Origin of the sequence: Priestia sp. 40 (assembly GCF_049368575.1) — a bacterium.
In the GTDB taxonomy this organism is placed as follows: domain Bacteria; phylum Bacillota; class Bacilli; order Bacillales; family Bacillaceae_H; genus Priestia; species Priestia zanthoxyli.
Genome location: NZ_JBMPZA010000017.1, coordinates 79,102 through 97,180 on the forward strand (window position 1 = coordinate 79,102; position 18,079 = coordinate 97,180).

Here is an 18,079-nt window from a genome sequence, read left to right on the forward strand (position 1 = left end):
GCCTCTTTGTCAGATTCCGTTATATTACTGCTGCTTATTGTTTAGTAACTTAACCGTATCTTTTCCAATTGCCTCAGCTGAAATTACCCCTCGGAATCTTGTCCATAAATCACGGTCTACTACAAACACTTTATCATTTTTAACAGCTTTTAAATTTTCCCAAAGAGGATTTGTTTTCCATTCATCCGTTACAAGTTTGCCTTCATTATTTGCTAGGATTAAAATATCTGGATTAATGTCTGACAACTGTTCTAAATTCATTTCAGCATATGCTTCTTTGTTCTGCACAGCGTTCTTCAACCCTAGCTTTTCAAGAAACTCTCCGTCATAAGAAGAAGACGTATGCGCTTGGAAAGAAGTATCTCTGACAACTGCTGGTAAGACTGTCTGACCACTTTCTTCTTTTAACTCATTTTTTAATTTTGAAATCGTTTCTTCATGCTCATTTAATCGCTGCTCTGCTTTTTTTTCTTTTCCTACTGCTTTTGCAATTGTTTTAAATGAGTCTATATTTTCTTCATATGTAGATTCACGGCTTTTTAATTCGATTGTAGGTGCAATTTTGTTTAATTCTTTATAAATTGCTTTATGACGCTGCACATCGGCGATGATTAAGTCCGGCTGCAGGGAACTAATTACTTCTAAATTCGGCTGTTGACGTGTTCCTACTGAAGTATAGTCAATCTTTCCACCTACAAGTTTTTTAATCATATCTTTTTTGTTGTCGTCTGCAATCCCTATTGGCTTCATTCCTAAACCTTGCAGAGCATCCACAAAGGATAGTTCAAGAACAACTACTTTTTTAGGATTTTTAGGAACTTTCGTTTTTCCAAGCTCATGCTGAACAGACACCTTTTGGTTATTATCTGAATTTTCTTTTGAAGAATTTTGGTTTGACCCGCATCCTGCTAGAACAAATAAAATAGCAACAATAGTAGCTATACTGAGAAGTCTAGTCTTTTTAACTTGCTTCATTTTAATGCTTCCTCCTATGTATATACTCTTGATGACGCTGATAATCATTATCATCAATGTTATCTGTTAATTCAAGATGAGTCAATAGTTTTCTCGTAATACGGGACATATTTTGAATAAATAACAAAAAAATCCTTTCACTTCTTTTTGAAAAAGCTTTATTCCCTTCCCTTTTTACGATACACTATGTACAAGTTGACCAAATACAACTTTATTGCACTAATACATTTTAGATAAACTTAATTTTGGAGTGAAAATAATGAATTCGTCTCTATTACAAATGAATACTATATTTATTAGTATTCTTATTGAAGCTCTTCCTTTTGTATTATTAGGTGTGATCATTTCAGGAATTATTCAAATTTTTGTAACGGATGAAATGATGGCTCGAGTTATTCCTCAAAATAAAATAGGTGCTGTCATATTAGCTAGTGTGATTGGAGCTCTTTTTCCAGCCTGTGAATGTGGAATTGTTCCTATTACTAGACGTTTAATGGCAAAAGGGGTTCCCCTTTATGCTGCCATTCCTTTTATGTTAACAGGCCCTATTATTAATCCTGTTGTTTTATTTTCTACCTTTGTAGCTTTCGGAAATGATTGGAAAATAGTATTTTATTGGGCAGGAGTAGCTTTTATTGTTTCCTTACTTGTAGGTCTTATTTTAAGTGTTCAATTCAAAGCACCTCAGACAAAACGTGAGGTTCATTTGCATACTTCCCCCAAGAAAATGAGTGAGAAAGTTTCACAATCGATTCGTCATACTATTGATGAGTTTTTTTCTGTTGGGAAATTTTTAATTATTGGCGGATTAATTGCAGCCGGCATGCAAACGTTCGTGAAGACCTCTACTTTACTTTCATTGGGACAAGGAAATGTTTCATCAAATGCGGTAATGATGGGACTTGCCTACGTATTATCGCTTTGTTCCTCTGCAGATGCGTTTATCGCTTCCTCGTTTCGCAGTACGTTTACAGATAGTGCTATTGTTTCATTCTTGGTATTCGGTCCAATGTTTGATATCAAGAATACGCTGATGATGCTAAGCCAGTTTAAGACTAAATTTGTCTTTACGCTTTTGGCGTATGTCTTCATTTTAGTACTTATTGTTTCGATTTTAATTGTTCATTAGTAAGGAGGGATTTGGCATGATTCGTATTTTAATTTTAATAGGGTTTACATTCATCTTCATGCACCTTCATGCAACTGGGGATATCTCAAAATATATCAATATGAAATATTCCTGGATTTCATTTTGCACCATCTTTGTCCTTTGGTTCTTGACCATTGCAGAATTAATCTTTTACATGATAGGTCCTAAAAAACATGATGATGATTGTAGCTGTGGATGCGTCCATGATCATCAAGATGGCAAATGGAAACGAAGAGCATGGTACCCAATTTATATTTTACCTGTACTCACGGTCTTATTTTTACCTGTCGCAACCCTTGATTCTAATATTGTTGAAGCTAAAGGGTTTCATTTTCCTATTTATGACAAAAAAGATCCTTATTCTTCTCATCAATTTTTACAGCCTGACACAAGTTCTTTTTACGGAGAAGAAGCCTATGACAAAATGATTCATCGTGATCTTAAAAAGTTTTCTAAACGAGAAAATATCAACTTAGAAGATGAGGAATTTTTAAATGCAATGGAGACTATTTACCGATATCCTGGTGAATTCACTGACAAAACCATTTCTTTTAAAGGATTTATGTATCAAACGAAAGAATTAAAAAAGAATCAATATTTTCTCTTTCGCTTTGGTATCATTCATTGTATTGCAGATTCAGGGGTGTTTGGAATGCTTATTGAGTTTCCAGATGATGTTACTTTTAAAAATGATGACTGGGCAACGGTTACAGGAAAAATTAGTACAATGTATTACCAGCCGTTCAAAAAAACCATCCCTGTTGTGAAAGTAACAAAAGTAAAGCGTGAGCAGTCTCCAAAAGACCCTTATGTATATCGAAATAACCAATAATAAAAAGCCGTTCTTCTAAATAAGAACGGCTTTTTACATTAATGAACGAATTCCATTTTCTCTTCGATTTTATGAAATTTCTCATAAAATTCTTCCGCTGAAATCGGTTTGGAGAAATAGTATCCCTGCACTTCATCACATTTTTCTTTATGAAGAAGTTCTACTTGTTCAACTTCTTCTACACCTTCTGCTACAACGGATAGCTGCAAACTTTTGGCTAGTGTAATAATGGCTCTGACAATCGACACTTCCGTTGTATTAGGATCTAAATCTTTAATAAAAGACCGATCAATTTTCAGCGTATGAATAGGCAGCTTCTGAATATAGCTGAACGAGGAATATCCTGAGCCAAAATCATCAATCGAAATAAATACCCCTGCATCTTTTAAGATTTGTAGCTTTTCAATTGTTTGCTCAACATGCTTCATCGTTACACTTTCCGTAATTTCAAGTTCTAAATATCGTGATTCTAACTCTACTTCACGCAAGACACCTAACACATATTCAACAAAATCAGTTGTACCAAAATCCACGCTTGATATGTTCACACTCATTTTTAAGGGAGGAAGTCCTTGAAGCTGCCAATGCTTATTTTGATGGCACGCTTTTTTTAATACCCATTTCGTCAGTGTAACAATAACGCCTGTTTCTTCAGCAATCGGAATAAATTCTGCAGGAGAAATGACGCCCATCTCGGCATGAGTCCACCGGATCAAAGCCTCCACTCCAACAATATGGCCACTTTGAATATTGACTTTCGGCTGATAGTGAAGCTCCATTTCGCCCAGCTCAAAAGCCTTGCGTAAACCATCTTCAATTCTCATTCGTCGCGTAGTATGAACTTGCATTTCTTTTTGATAAAACAGATAATGATTACGCCCTTGTTTTTTGACTTCGTACATCGCTAAATCAGCATGGCGAACTAGCACTTCAAGCGAATTTCCATCTTTAGGATACAAACTAACTCCGATGCTTACCCCTAAATAAACATCTCTCGATAGCACTACAAAAGGAGTGGATAAGCAGTCATTTAATGATTGACAGATTTTTTTTACTTCTTCATCCGTCCTATCATACAGTAAAACTAAAAACTCATCTCCTCCAAAGCGCGAAAGCACATCTTGGTTTCTTAAGCAGCTTTTCATTCGATCGACCACCTGAAGCATAAGCTGATCTCCAGCATGATGACCAAGCGTGTCATTTACCTGTTTGAAACGATCGAGGTCTAAAAATAAGAAATGAAGCTTTTTTCCTGAAGCAGCTGCTGAATCAATGGATTTCTCTACAATGCTTGAAAACATACTTCGATTTGGTAAATCTGTTAGCATATCGTGAAAAGCCATATATTGAAGCGATTCTTGAGCTTTTTTCTGCTCCGTTACATCTCTAGTTACTGTCTGAAAAAGCGTCTCTCCATTAATTTGAATGAGCGTAGATTTCACTTCTAAAAAGAGTTCCTTACCTAACGCATTAAACATTTTCAACTGAGCTAATGGAGGTCTTGGCTCATCTTTTCTATCCTTTACTGTCTTTAATCCTTTTTTAATATCAGGAACTTGTTCAGCTGAAAAGAAATCATATAACGATTTACCAACGAGCTGGTCTTCCGTTACTCCTAAAAGCTGAATCATAGCATCATTAACAGACACGACCTCTTCTTCCCGATGAACCATAATTGCCAATGGAGAGGAGTAAAACAAGTTTTCATAGCGATTTTTTGCTTCAATCAACGTTTTTTCTGCTTCGCGCTCTTGCGTCATGTTGCGGATATACAGCATATACTCAACCGTTTCTTCAATCCCTACCGCCATCACCGTTATTTCAACCGTAACTTCTCTATTACTTATCAAAAGGGAGTGCTCAGTTCGTCCGTCTTGTAGAGAAGAAAATTTATAGAATGGCAGCAGCTTAACAACATGACTCCCGATTACATCTGATGCTTTAAGAGAGAAAAGCGTTTCCGCTGCATAATTGAGCGATAAAATATGTTTTTTTTCATCGATCACCAAAATAGCATCCAGGGCAGATTCAAAAAAAGCCCATTTTAAAACTTCTTGTTTTTGTACGCGTCGATCCATGAAAATGGTTAAAAATACAGCCGTAAATAGGCATACAATAAAAAAAATAATAACGGCGGATAAATATATTGGGTTTAAGGCAAAACCGTTTGATTGTTCAGACATTGACATTCCTGAAAAAGAAGCTGCCTGCATGCCCGTATAGTGCATACCAGCAATAGCAATACCCATAATAGTAGAACAAATAAGCTTAGCAAAAACGGTAAGCTTCCCTTCATTTAGCTTTGAGTAAAAACCAAGCCACAAAGCTGTATTAGAAGCAGCAACAGCAATAAGAATAGAGAGAAAAACGATAAATGGATCATATGAAATCATAATTGGCTCCATAGCCATCATGCCGGAATAGTGCATAACAACAATTCCAGCTCCCATAACGCTCCCTGCAATGATAAGTGCTTTTATACTTTTCTTTTGTGTGTGAATGAGGTAGAGGCCTATATAACATCCCGTTATCGCTCCCAAGATTGAGAGAAGAACAAACCATAAATTATATGAAACATCTACGGGCAAGTGAAAAGCAAGCATAGCGATAAAATGCATGGACCAAATGCCTATTCCCAATGTAAATGCCCCGCTGATTAACCAAAACTGAATAAATTTTGCCCGGGAAATTTTTACACGATTAGCTAACCCAAAAGAAGCGTACGCCGCAGTAATAGCGATAAGGAAAGAGAGTGTAACAAGTAACTCATTGTACGTCCCTTCTAGTAAATGTGTATGATGATTCATTCATGACCTTCCTTCAATTCGTTCTTTTCTTTGTTATCGGTTAAGGCCTAAAAATATTTACTATTTCAAAAGAACTTCTGTTTGATTTACTTCTTACCTTTTGAATGTCCTGACAATATTGCGCTCACTTTTTTCTTGTTGACGGTGTATAAACAAGTGCAATCATCTGATTCATACGCCTCTTCTAGTTGAAACGAGAATTTTTTTAAAAGAGTAATTGAATCTTTATTATTAGGATCAACTTTTGCTTCAATTTCTTGTATGTGAAACTCTTCAAAAGCTTTTTCTAGCAAAAGGCAGAGCGCTTCTGTCATGAGGCCTTTTTTCCAAAAAGGTCTGCCTAAATCATACCCAATCTCTGCTTGCTTTTTAACATAATCAATACGGTTTAAACCGCAGGTTCCAATGATCTCATCGGAAGTCTTTAATCGAATTGCATAGCGTGTTGCTTTCCCTTCTTTCGTCAAACTTTGGAGAAGTGCAATCATGCTTTCCGCCTGATAAAGCGTCGTAAAGGGCTCAATATTCATATATCTAGTAACCTCTTCATCCGACCAATATGCAAAAACTTTAGAAGCATCTTTTTTTTGAAGAGGAGATAAATATACCCTCATCAATGTTCTCCCTCCTTTTGATGAACGATGGAGCAAGACATTTTCATCTGCGCCTCTTTCACCTCTTAAAAAATCTCACATGGTGCACAGAACATGTGAGATTTGACATTTAACTATTTTTTGATTGTGCATCGCGCAGCTGCGTATATAAACGATTAATTGCTACAGTCATTGACTGTTCATAGGAATGATGATCATAATAAACCGCTATATTTTTTAACATTTCATACGTTTGATGATCAAGCTGCACCTCAAGCGTAATTTTTTCGTCAATTGTTGCTGTTTGCAAATGATGAGGCAAGTCCTCTTTTGTAGATACTTGCTCTGCAATGTGAATTGCTTCTTCTACTGTTTCAATTCGGCCGTACTGATGCACCCATCTTCTGCCCATTTCAATCGTATCTTTTACAAACTGACGATTGGTAATGGTATCTTTAATATTAAATTGATGATCTGCCACATATACAGATTGATACAAGATTACACTGATCACTTCGTCTTTTAAATTTAATTTTCTCAGCTCATCAATTAAATCCGCTATATATTTAGGTAATGGACTAAATGTCCCTCGCACTTCCTTAATTAAATCCATGGCAATAGATTCAGTTGAATTGCGTTTAAATGCTTTTATAATATCTATCATTACATGTTCGTTTGCCATACATACACCACCATTTATGAATCGAATAATTTCATGCTCCTTGCTGCTTTGCATAGACATTCACTATTCGTTTAAAATATATACTATTATTCTATTATATAAAAAATATGAATAAGTTGGTATAGGATGAATGATTTATCATTATTTTTTCATAAAATTTTATGAAAAAGAACATGTTTATCTATTACTAGCACAAATCCAGCACAGCAAACAACGGTCTCGCCAAAATCTGAGAAGACAAGCATTTATTATTAGTAAATGTGAGTTTTTCTTTGATAGAAGACATTAAATAAAAGGGAGCAAACCAATCTCGCTTATTGAAGTATATGGTCAACAGATTTTTAGATGTTAGATAACAGAAGGTATCCAATATCAGCAATCAATCTCCTTCCCTGTTCATTGTCACTTAGTCCATCTATCAAAACAACGGCATAATACGGTTCGTTACCTCGCATGAGAATAGCACTATCATGTTCTGCTCCCTGTAGTTCTCCAGTCTTATTCGCAGCTTGAAACGCTGATCCTATACGTGCTGGAAGCTTATGCTGAAACTGCTGCATTTCTAACATTCTCATTATTTTTTCGCGACTAGATTTTTGCAAAAGGTTTCCTTCATATATTTCCCTTAAACACTTTACTACGTCAGAGGCACACGTATAATTATCAATCCCTTTTTTAACAGCGATTTCGTCCATCATATAGCGGTTTAAAACAGTTTTCTTTAATCCTAGATTTTTAGCACATTCGTTAATTTTTTCAAATCCTACTAAAGAAATGAGCTCATTTGTAGCTGTGTTGTCAGAAACAATTATCATAAGGGTAAGCAGCTCTTCCACTTTAATATATGTTAACCGCGGAAGAGCTCTAAGTACACCTGCTCCGCCAACCGTGTTTTTTTCCGTTCTTTGAATGACAGATGTTAAAGTCAAGATGCCCGCATCAATTTGACGAAACGCTTCTATTGCAAGAAGCAGCTTGATTGTACTTGCTGCTCGTTGTTGGATAAAAGAATTAATCTGTATGGATTCTTTTCCTTCAATATGAATGCGTATAAGTCCATTATTACTCCGCTTCCATGTAGTAACTGCATCTTCTATTTTCATCCTTGCTTTTTCCATCATTTTGTCGCAGCTGTTTCAATATAGTTGTTACTCATTATCTTTTGATTGTATAAGTGACAGGCTACAAAGTGATTGTCTTCAACTTCCTGCCACTCTGGTTTTTGAGTCTTACAGGCTGCTACTGCAAGAGGACAGCGCGTATTAAACACGCAGCCAGAGGGAGGGTTAATGGGACTTGGCAATTCTCCTTTAAGAACAATTCGCTTCCGATTATCCTCAACGTCAGGATCAGGGATAGGGATAGCTGATAGTAGAGCTTGAGTGTATGGGTGAAGCGGTTTTTGATACAGCTCCGAACTTGTGGTTAATTCTACTAAATGCCCTAAGTACATAACTCCAATACGACTGCTTATATGCTTTACCATCGACAAGTCATGTGCAATAAATAAATAAGTTAACCCTTTTTCTTTTTGGAGTTTTTTTAATAAATTAACTACCTGAGCCTGTACAGACACATCTAAAGCAGAAATAGGTTCGTCTGCAATAATGCACTCTGGATTTAGTGCTAAAGCTCTCGCAATTCCTATACGCTGGCGCTGCCCGCCGCTGAACTCATGAGGATAGCGATTGGCATGATCACGATTTAGCCCCACATCTTCTAGCAGCTCATACACCCGGTTCAGCATTTCTTTTTTATTCGAATAAAGTCCGTGAACCTCCATTGGTTCTGAGATAATCTCCTTTACGGTAGAACGAGGATTTAGTGAAGCATATGGATCTTGAAAAATCATTTGCATATTACGGTGAAAAGCAAATTTTTCTTTCTCTGATAGCTCATGCACGTTTTTTCCTTTATAAAGCACCTCTCCCGATGTACGGTTATACAACCCAATGATTGTGCGCCCGGCAGTTGATTTTCCGCAGCCGGATTCACCAACAAGTCCAAAGGTTTCTCCTTTTGAAATATGAAAGGACACGCCGTCTACTGCTTTCAAAACCTGCTTATTCGTAATTGAAAAATATTTGCTCAGCTGCTTTATTTCTAACAAATGCTTCGTTGTCATAACTGCCACCTCCTAATAATAGCGCCGGGCTGCACACAGCTCTTCTTCATAAATAGTTCCTTTTAATTCGATCAGTTCGACGGTTTTACCCGTTTTAGGTGAATGAAGCATTTTTCCTTTACCGTAATAAATACCAACATGGTGGATAGACCCGTTCCCTTTTTCATAAGCGAAAAACAATAAATCTCCAGCTTGAATAGAGTCTAATCCTACTTCTTTTCCTTGCCTTGCTTGATCGGTGGCGTCTCTCGGAATAAGATATCCGTTTGCTTTATGAGTAGCATAGGCAAACCCGGAACAATCATATCCCCAAGCACTCATGCCACCCCATAAATATGGAAGATTCAAAAACTGTTCTCCTGCTGCAATAATCATATCCCCAGTTCCTTTTACTTTACGGTTTCTATCCTCTATTACAACAGCATCTTGACGTTTTATTCTCCCACTGCCAACCGGCGTTTGAACTTCTAGCCATTCTTTATCTTCTTTTAAAAGAGGCAGGTGCGTTTGATAACTAATTTGCAAGGCTCCTTCCGCTAGATGCAGTGTCGCAATCGCTGCTGATACCACTGCCGTTGGTTTATTCAATGGAAAATATTCAGCTTGAGAAATCAGTTGGTGGAAAGGAACCCACCCGGGATATCCTCTTTCATCTTTAGAAGAAAACTGAGAAGGAATAACGATTTTTGCCCATTTACCTTTCATTTCTGTTACATACACTTCTTCTCCTAGTAATAGCTGCGTTTGAACTAAATTTTTCTCACAAAGCTCCAACCGACGTGTATACGTTAATTGTTCTAGCCATTTATCCAGTTTTACTGGGAAACTTATTGCATTGTCATCTATTTCTCTGCTAGAGTCATAGGAAGTCCAAACAGTCGCCACAGCTACACAAACGTAATACGCTTTTTTATCCATCACTTATTTATCCTCCCTGCAGGTTTAACCTTCAGCGTTCGACTTTATCTTTTGGTAATGTAATACCGGATTCAAATTCAACCATTCGTTCATAAGTCGACATCGTGGCATAGTTTCCAATCGCCACAGCTGTTTGAGGAGAGCAATGCCCGATGCGAAACCCTCTCATAACAGGCTTTTTTAAAGAAGTCAGGTAACTTGTTAATGCCTCTTCTAATGAAAGCGACTCCTTACGTTTTTTAGGATAGCAGTTATGAAAATCTCCGATAATAATTCCCGCTGCATCCTGCAGTTTATTGGCCATATACAGCTGTGTCATCATGCGGTCAATTTCATACGGCTCTTCATCAATATCTTCAATAAATAAAATTCGATTCTTTGTATCTAGTTCAAATGGTGTGCCAAGCGTGCTTACGAGTAAAGTTAGATTTCCACCTATTAGCTGTCCAGTTGCTTCTCCTTCACAAATAGTGTCGAGCGGACTAATTTGATCCGTGTAGCACAAAGAACGGTGAGAAAATAATTGATAAAAAGCTTGCTTCGTCTCTATATGAACATCTTCTTTTCCGATATCTGATGAAAGCATGGGCCCATGAAAGGTAACCAAACCTGTGCGCTGATGAATAGCCGTATGTAAAAACGTAATATCGCTATATCCCCAAAAAATCTTTGGGTTTCGCTTAATTAAATCGTAGTTTAATTGCGAGGCAAGCCTAGCAGTCCCGTACCCGCCGCATGCACAGATAATTGCCTTTACTTGCTTATTGGCAAACATCGCATGTATATCGGCTGCTCGCTGTTCATCAGTCCCTGCTAAGTACCCGTTTTTTTTATATAAATGCGCGCCTGTTACTACGTTTAATCCTATTTCCTTTAAATATTCTATTCCTTTTTTTAGATTATGCTGATTAGGCGGACTAGCAGGTGCAATAACAGCTACTGTATCACCTTTTTGTAATCGTTTTGGTTTTATCATTTGTTACACTCCTTTTGGGTAAAGAAATGAAGAAAGTGAAACTTGGGTCAGAAGGGAATTGAAATCCCCTCTGACGAAAAGTTCCACTTTACTGTTTATCCGCCCACTTCAAATCTAAATAGCCAACAGGATGACGAACAATTCCAGATACGTTATCTTTGATTAAAAACACATAGTTGTAGAAATGAATAGGAATGATCGGCATCTCATCAAATAAAATATCTTCTGCTTTATACATAAGCTCAAAACGTTTTTTATTATCTGTTTCGTTCATAGCTTGTTTAATTAACTCATCATATTCTTTATTGCTCCAAGCTGTACGGTTCATTGAATGACCCGTCTGGAAGCTCTCTAAAAAGTTAATTGGATCTGCATAATCAGCTAAAAATGAACTTCGTGACAGCTGAAACTTTAACGCTTTTTGTTCTTCTTGGAAAACATTCCATTCCATATTGGCAAGCTTCACATCTACGCCTAGATTTTCTTTGAACATTTGCTGCAGTGCTTCTGCTATTTTTTTATGCGTATCGTCTGTACTGTATGTTAGCGTAATAGCTGGCAGCTTTTTATATCCTTCTTCTTTCATTCCTTTTTTCAGAAGTGCTTTTGCTTCTTTGCCATCTGTTTTTAATAAGTCTCCGCCCGTTTTACGGAAATCCTTTCCATCTGTATCTTTAAATCCGTAAGATACGAACCCGCGAGCTGGTTTTTCCTTATTCTTTGTAACAAAATTAACAATTTGATCTTGATCTACAGCCATTGCAAATGCTTTACGGATATTTTTGTTTTGAAAGGGCTCTTTATCTAAGTTAAAGCGATAGAAGTAAGTTCCCGCTTGGTCTTCGATATGAACATCTCCATCTTTCAGCAGCTTTTCACTTAAATCCGATGGAATTTCAGAAACATCTAGTTCTCCATTTTGATACATTTGGTATTCTGTGTTTGTATTTTCAACAATTGCCCATTTTACCTTATCGAGCTTTACATTTTTAGCATCCCAATACTGATCGTTTCTTTCCATGACTAGATTACTGTTATGCTTCCATTGAGTTAATTTAAAGGGACCATTAGCAACAAAAGAATCTGCTTCTGCAAACCATTTGGGGTTCTTTGTCGCTACTTTTTCATTGATCGGGAAGAACGCTGGATTGGAAACTACACTTAAGAAATAGGCTTGCGGACTTTTAAGCGTAACTTCAAAGGTTTTGTCATCTAGCGCTTTGACTCCTACTTGATCAGCACTGCCTTTACCCGTATTAAATTCTTCTCCACCTTGAATGAAATAGCCTAAAAATGCCGCTGGAGAACCAGTCTTAGGATCTAACAGCCTCTTCCACGCAAACACAAAATCACTTGCTTTTACGTCATCTCCATTTGACCATTTAGCATCTTTTCGTAAATGAAACGTATAGACTTTTTTATCGTCAGAAATATCCCATTTCTCGGCCATTGCTCCTTCAGGCTCATCGCTTTTTCCTAAACGAGTCAGCCCTTCCATTAAGTTATTAAGCATATTCCATGAATATGAATCAAATCCAATAGGTGGATCAAAAGACGTAGGTTCTGCGCCATTATTCATATAAAGGACCTTACCGTCTTCTTTTGCTGTACTGCTCTTCTTTTCTGGCTCCGCGCCTGAATCTTTTGTGGCCGTACAGGCAGCAAGTGCAAATATAAGTACACACATCATTAGTAAAGACCCTATTTTTTTCATTGTTTCCCCCTCTTTCATAAGTTCTCTATTCCTCTATAAATCTAGCTTATAGTTGTTACAAATTTTTGGGCTCTCTCATCTTGAAGCCAGCAGTGCACTTGGTGACTTTCTTTCAGCTTTGTCGATACAGGATACATGCGATCACACACTTCCATTACGTAAGGACAGCGAGGTGCGAACGAACATCCGGATGGAGGTGCAAATAAATCGGGAGGTGATCCTGCAATAGGCACAAGCTCACTTTCGTATAAATCTAACCGAGGAACTGAACGCAGCAATCCTTTTGTATACGGATGCTGCGGCGTATAAAAGATGTCTCTTCTCGTTCCAATTTCTACAATCTTTCCTGCATACATTACGGCAACACGGTCAGCTACCTGAGCGACTACACCTAAATCATGGGTAATTAAAACAATGGAGACATCCGTTTTCTGCTGAATATCCTTAAACAATTCTAAAATCTGTGCTTGTATCGTGACGTCCAGAGCTGTGGTAGGTTCATCAGCAATTAGCACTTCGGGATTGCATACAAGGGCCATTGCAATGACAATACGCTGTCTCATTCCCCCGCTAAATTCATGAGGATATTGCTTTAGGCGTTCTTTAGGATTTGGAATTCCGACTAGCTCCAGCATTTCAAATGCTTTTTCTTTGGCTTTTTCTTTTGAGATGTTTTCATGTTGCATAATATTTTCTGCAATTTGCTCACCTACGCGAAGAGTTGGGTTAAGCGCAGTCATAGGATCCTGAAAAATCATCGAAATATCAGCGCCTCGAATGTCTCGCATTTTCTTTTCTGATAGTTTCGTCAAATCCTGGCCTTTAAATAAAATAGAGCCGCTTGTGATCCTGCCCGGAGGTGTCGGAATTAACCTCATAATACTTTGAGATGTTACGCTTTTTCCGCACCCTGACTCTCCTACAATCGCTAGTGTTTCTCCTTTATGTAAATCAAAACTAACGCCTCTTACAGCTTGAACTTGCCCTCCGTAAGTTGAAAACTGTACGTGTAAGTCTTTGATTTGGATCATTTTTTCCATTTGCTTACCTCCTTAATTTCGGATCAAGTGCATCTTGCAGTCCGTCTCCAAGGACATTAAAAGCAAACATGGTAAGAGAAATAAAAAAAGCGGGAAAAAACAAACGCCACCAATAGCCTGATAGAATCGTTGATAAACCATCGTTTGCCATTACTCCCCAGCTGGCATAAGGAGCCTGTACACCCAGCCCTAAAAAGCTTAAAAAAGCTTCAGCAAAAATGGCAGTTGGCACGGTTAGTGTCATTTGAACGATAATCGGTCCCATCGTATTTGGAAGCAGGTTCCGCTTAATGATACGGCTAGTTTTTGTTCCAAACGTTTTGGATGCAAGCACGTACTCATAGTTTTTTATTTGCAATACTTGCCCCCGTACAATTCTCGCCATCCCGATCCAACCTGTAACGGAAAGTGCCACAATGATCGTAGAAAGCCCCGGGCCCATGACTACCATCAGTAAAATCACCACTAATAGATAAGGAAGACCGTATAAAATTTCAATTACGCGCATCATGACATTATCTGTTTTTCCGCCTTTATAGCCTGAGAACCCTCCGTAAATGACACCGATGATAAAATCAATAAGCGCTGCCATCAGTCCTACAAATAAAGAGATTCTAGCCCCGTACCATGTCCGAGTGTACATATCTCTGCCTAAGTCATCAGTTCCAAACCAATGACTAGCTGAAGGAGGAAGGTTTTGCTCTGTAAAAGAAGCTTTCGTTACGCTGTGCGGTGAAAACATAGGACCGAATATAGCCATCACAACGAGAATGACTAAAAAAAAGAGACCCAGCATAGCCAACTTGTTTTTTACAAGCCTGCGCCATGCATCATGCCAATAAGAAAGGCTCGGCCTTACAACTGCTTCGGCTTCAGACTTGTTTTTTTTCTTTGGGGTAAACCATTCATCAGGAATTTGCTTATACTCCTGTTTTTCCAGCACGTTATCCCTCCTTCTTATACAGTTTGATTCGTGGATCAAGTATTCCGTAAGCAATGTCTACTAAAAAAAGCATAATGATGAGAATCGAACTGTAAAAGACCGTAGTGCCCATAATTACGGGGTAGTCTCTCGTATTAATACTGTCCACAAAATATTTTCCCATGCCAGGAATAGCAAAGATTTGTTCAATAACAAATGTGCCGGTTAATACGCTGGCTGCAATCGTTCCAAGAACTGTTATAACAGGCATTAAAGCATTTCTAAGCGCGTGTTTAAATACAATTTTCACTGGCGAAAGCCCTTTTGCACGCGCTGTTCGAATATAATCTTGAGTCAGTACTTCTATCATGCTTGAGCGAGTCAAACGTGCAATAATAGCCATAGGACCTGTGGCAAGAGCTAGAGTCGGAAGAATCATATGTAAAGGGCTCGTCCACGTAGCGGCAGGTAAAATTTTAAAATTAACAGAAAGCTGTTGAATTAACAACGTGGCCATAACAAAATTTGGAACCGACAATCCGATAACTGCTATGCTCATCGCAATGTAATCAATTATTCCATTCCTTCTAAGAGCAGCGATAATGCCTAGTGTAATACCGGAAATCACTGCAAGAATTAACGTCACCATTCCAAGTTCAAATGACACGGGAAACCCTCTTCCTAGAAGGTCGTTAACTGTTTGAGACGGCTGTTTAATGGAAGGACCAAAGTCAAAGGTCACAATGGATTTCAAATAAAGAACGTATTGCACAGCTAGGGGCTCATCTAAGTGATAAAATGATTCCAAGTTTTTTTGAACTGCATCGCTTGTCGCTCGTTCTTCATTAAATGGAGATCCAGGAATCGAATGCATTAAAAAGAAGGTTAAGGTCACAATTACCCACAGCGTAACAAGCATGGATAAAAATCGCTTTAAAATATAACTTTTCACCTTTATCCCACCTTCTAACAGAATGTTGTGCGCGTAGCTAATTCAGTCATAACAAGCATGGCCTGATAAGCTTCTAAAATATCTTTTGCTTGAAACCGAACGGTCGTCGTTCCAGGTTCAATTTCTGTGCCCGGCATTAAATGCGCCCACTCTGCTTGACCGTAGTTTGCAAATTCTATTCGTAAGGTTGGATGTTTAGGTGGAATTAAAGGTTTGACAAGGTGTTTGTGTTGAATAGCTGCGGCTGTTTTTTCTTGAAGTAATTGTTCTGCTTTCTTAGGGGTTAATGTTTTGGCTGCAGAACGTGAAATGGCCTGTTTGACGATAGCAGTCGTCACGTTTGGAATAAGCTGCTGTGCTTCCAGCGCCGTTTGGTCATCACCGACTACCATTAAAACTGGCACGCCGTAATAGCCTGCGACGTATGCGTTGAAGCCTAACTCTCCAATATTCGTATCATCTATGTACATATTGCGAGCACCAAATATCATCGAATGAGACATGACACCAGGCATGGATGCTTTAGCATGATACCCTAGAAACATAGCACCATCAAAAGTCTGATCTAATCCCTGTACCATTGAATATGGCTTTACGCTTCCTGAAATAAGCTGAGTTTCTGGATGAAGCTGTTCAACAAGGAGATTATTCATACTCGAATGACTGTCATTTACCACAACTTCTGAGCACTGTTCTCTAAACCCTGCATAAATTACTGCATTTGCTTCATCCGTCATTATTTTGCGGCTTCTTTCATAATTTTCTTTCTGTCGCAGAACATTTGTGTGATCGATGAGTCCCGTAATTCCTTCCATATCAACCGACAGGTATAGTTTCATTTGTCTTATTCCTCCTCCTTTCTTGACTGTTAGTCAGTGCATTATAAATTATTCTTATGTTTATAATTTATAATTGTAAGAAAATTATAAATTATCTTTCTTCTTTTTACAACAATATATTGAATTTTTTGACACTTTATCCATCGTCCTTTTAACAAGATATCGCTTACAAATTGGAAATCCCATGGTAAAATAATAGAGCAGCCTGTTGGTTCATTCAGCCGCTCGTCGGCATTAATTGAGGTGTTAAGAATGTTTCGAGTTTCCATTGCTTCACTACAATGGTTTTTATTTATGATTTCTAATAGTATGATTGTTCCTATTGTAATTGCTTCTCAGTTTCATTTAAACGCAGCGGATTCTATTCAATTTTTACAGCGAACGTTATTTATTTTAGCTTTATCCGGGCTCTTGCAGGTGTTTATAGGGCATAAATACCCAATCATGGAAGGGCCAGCTGGCGTTTGGTGGGGCGTCTTTTCTCTGTATGCGAGCCTTGGAACCGTTCTGTTTGGTTCTCACTCTGAAACGCTCCGCGTGCTGCAGTTCACCCTTCTTATAAGCGGAATAATTGCTATTTTGATGAGCCTGCTTGGTCTCATTGATAAACTAGCAAAATACTTTACCCCGACAGTTACCGGTACATATTTAATTTTATTAGTGACGCAGCTCAGCGGTTCCTTTTTAAAAGGAATGTTTGGCATTACAGAAACAAATTCAGCTATTAAACTTCCAATTGCGCTGACTTCAGCTGCGATTTTGCTGCTGACTTTTTATTTACTATCGCACCGGACGTTAAATAAGCTCAGCATTATTATTAGTATCGGTGTGGGCTGGGGAGTATTTGCACTGCTGGGTTTAGCTAAACCGATCGAATTTCAAGCGCAGTTATTTTACATACCTAAAGTGTTTGTATTTGGAGCTCCTCGCGTTGAATGGAATATGGTTGTTACTGCTTTTTTTGTGACGCTCATTTTAATTACAAACATGCTCGCTTCTATTCGTGTTGTTGAGTCTGTTTATAAACACAAAGGAGAAAAAGTTGAAAAAGACAATATTAAGCGTTCTGGGATGGTTTCGGGTATAAGTCAGCTGCTTGGAGGATTGTTTTCAGGTGTCGGTGCCGTTCCTATTTCAGGTTCCGGTGGATTCATTTCAGCTACAAATCTTTATAGCCGCGTTCCTTTTATTGTAGCATCGTGTCTTTTGCTTTTTCTGAGTATCTTTACTCCTTTAACGTCCATTATGTCCGCTCTTCCTCCTGCCGTTGGATACGCGGCAATCTTTCCTGTTTTTACAGGGATGATGGCTCTTGGAATTGGAGAATTCAAGCATGCCAAACAGCCCGAAAAAGCAATGAAAAAAGCCGGTATTGCGTTGCTGTCGGGGATAGGGGTGATGTTTTTGCCTTCTCAAGCTTTTTCAACACTGCCTCCTTTAGTTACTACGTTTTTAAGCAACGGATTAGTTCTTGGCACCATTATCATTCTTGTACTGGAAATTTCCGAATCACTTTCTTTGAAAAGACAAGGTGCAAAAGAGGGGTAAAAAAAA

Annotated in this window: 16 protein-coding genes; 3 read left to right on the forward strand and 13 right to left on the reverse strand. The window is 38.1% G+C overall.

The annotated features are described in order from the left end of the window. Window positions 1-24: 24 nt before the first annotated feature. Window positions 25-975 carry an ABC transporter substrate-binding protein gene (locus ACO1DI_RS20125; RefSeq protein WP_182421170.1) on the reverse strand — a complete coding sequence of 317 codons (951 nt, stop codon included), beginning with the start codon at window positions 973-975 and terminating at the stop codon, window positions 25-27. A 259-nt stretch (window positions 976-1,234) separates the two neighbouring features. Here ACO1DI_RS20125 and ACO1DI_RS20130 point away from each other — a divergent pair, with 259 nt between their 5' ends. Together ACO1DI_RS20130 and ACO1DI_RS20135 are read left to right on the forward strand one after the other, a co-directional pair. Next, window positions 1,235-2,104: a permease gene (locus tag ACO1DI_RS20130; protein ID WP_423145579.1), complete on the forward strand. Its 870-nt coding sequence runs from the start codon at window positions 1,235-1,237 to the stop codon at window positions 2,102-2,104. Window positions 2,105-2,120: 16 nt separating this feature from the next. Continuing rightward, complete coding sequence (locus tag ACO1DI_RS20135; protein ID WP_209368642.1) at window positions 2,121-2,957, forward strand: TIGR03943 family putative permease subunit; 837 nt, start codon at window positions 2,121-2,123, stop codon at window positions 2,955-2,957. Window positions 2,958-2,995: 38 nt separating this feature from the next. Here ACO1DI_RS20135 and ACO1DI_RS20140 read toward each other — a convergent pair whose 3' ends face one another. The 12 genes from ACO1DI_RS20140 to ACO1DI_RS20195 form a co-directional block, all read right to left on the reverse strand. After that, window positions 2,996-5,764: a bifunctional diguanylate cyclase/phosphodiesterase gene (locus tag ACO1DI_RS20140; RefSeq protein WP_182421172.1), complete on the reverse strand. Its 2,769-nt coding sequence runs from the start codon at window positions 5,762-5,764 to the stop codon at window positions 2,996-2,998. Window positions 5,765-5,850: 86 nt separating this feature from the next. Continuing rightward, the gene (locus tag ACO1DI_RS20145) at window positions 5,851-6,378 is read right to left on the reverse strand and encodes a GNAT family N-acetyltransferase (RefSeq protein WP_014460896.1); all 528 of its coding nucleotides are present in this window, start codon (window positions 6,376-6,378) and stop codon (window positions 5,851-5,853) included. A 109-nt stretch (window positions 6,379-6,487) separates the two neighbouring features. Next, window positions 6,488-7,039, reverse strand: a complete 552-nt coding sequence (locus ACO1DI_RS20150; RefSeq protein WP_013056190.1) for a hypothetical protein — start codon at window positions 7,037-7,039, stop codon at window positions 6,488-6,490. A 341-nt stretch (window positions 7,040-7,380) separates the two neighbouring features. Next, complete coding sequence (locus ACO1DI_RS20155) at window positions 7,381-8,157, reverse strand: serine hydrolase (protein ID WP_423145580.1); 777 nt, start codon at window positions 8,155-8,157, stop codon at window positions 7,381-7,383. After that, a complete protein-coding gene (locus ACO1DI_RS20160) occupies window positions 8,157-9,164 on the reverse strand; it encodes an ABC transporter ATP-binding protein (protein WP_014460898.1) in 1,008 nt (335 codons plus the stop codon). The genes ACO1DI_RS20155 and ACO1DI_RS20160 overlap by 1 nt, the downstream gene beginning before the upstream one ends. A 12-nt stretch (window positions 9,165-9,176) precedes the next feature. Then, entirely contained in the window at window positions 9,177-10,082 is a 906-nt protein-coding gene (locus ACO1DI_RS20165) for a C40 family peptidase (protein WP_014460899.1), read from the reverse strand. A 31-nt stretch (window positions 10,083-10,113) separates the two neighbouring features. Continuing rightward, the gene (locus ACO1DI_RS20170; RefSeq protein WP_014460900.1) at window positions 10,114-11,058 is read right to left on the reverse strand and encodes a S66 peptidase family protein; all 945 of its coding nucleotides are present in this window, start codon (window positions 11,056-11,058) and stop codon (window positions 10,114-10,116) included. An 88-nt stretch (window positions 11,059-11,146) separates the two neighbouring features. Further along, complete coding sequence (locus tag ACO1DI_RS20175) at window positions 11,147-12,790, reverse strand: peptide ABC transporter substrate-binding protein (protein WP_182421173.1); 1,644 nt, start codon at window positions 12,788-12,790, stop codon at window positions 11,147-11,149. Between the two features lie 23 nt (window positions 12,791-12,813). After that, window positions 12,814-13,812, reverse strand: coding sequence for an ABC transporter ATP-binding protein (locus ACO1DI_RS20180; protein ID WP_155017147.1), 999 nt, complete (start codon window positions 13,810-13,812; stop codon window positions 12,814-12,816). A 4-nt stretch (window positions 13,813-13,816) separates the two neighbouring features. Next, on the reverse strand, window positions 13,817-14,755 hold the full coding sequence (locus ACO1DI_RS20185) for an ABC transporter permease (protein ID WP_115653396.1): 939 nt from the start codon (window positions 14,753-14,755) through the stop codon (window positions 13,817-13,819). A 1-nt stretch (window position 14,756) separates the two neighbouring features. Next, complete coding sequence (locus ACO1DI_RS20190) at window positions 14,757-15,686, reverse strand: ABC transporter permease (RefSeq protein WP_014460904.1); 930 nt, start codon at window positions 15,684-15,686, stop codon at window positions 14,757-14,759. Between the two features lie 14 nt (window positions 15,687-15,700). Next, window positions 15,701-16,525 (reverse strand): M55 family metallopeptidase, encoded by an 825-nt coding sequence (locus tag ACO1DI_RS20195; protein WP_371905485.1) that lies wholly within the window; start codon window positions 16,523-16,525, stop codon window positions 15,701-15,703. 252 nt (window positions 16,526-16,777) lie between these two features. On the opposite strand from ACO1DI_RS20195, the gene ACO1DI_RS20200 reads away from it, so the two are divergent. Further along, window positions 16,778-18,073, forward strand: coding sequence for a purine/pyrimidine permease (locus ACO1DI_RS20200; RefSeq protein ID WP_115653395.1), 1,296 nt, complete (start codon window positions 16,778-16,780; stop codon window positions 18,071-18,073). Window positions 18,074-18,079: the final 6 nt, after the last annotated feature.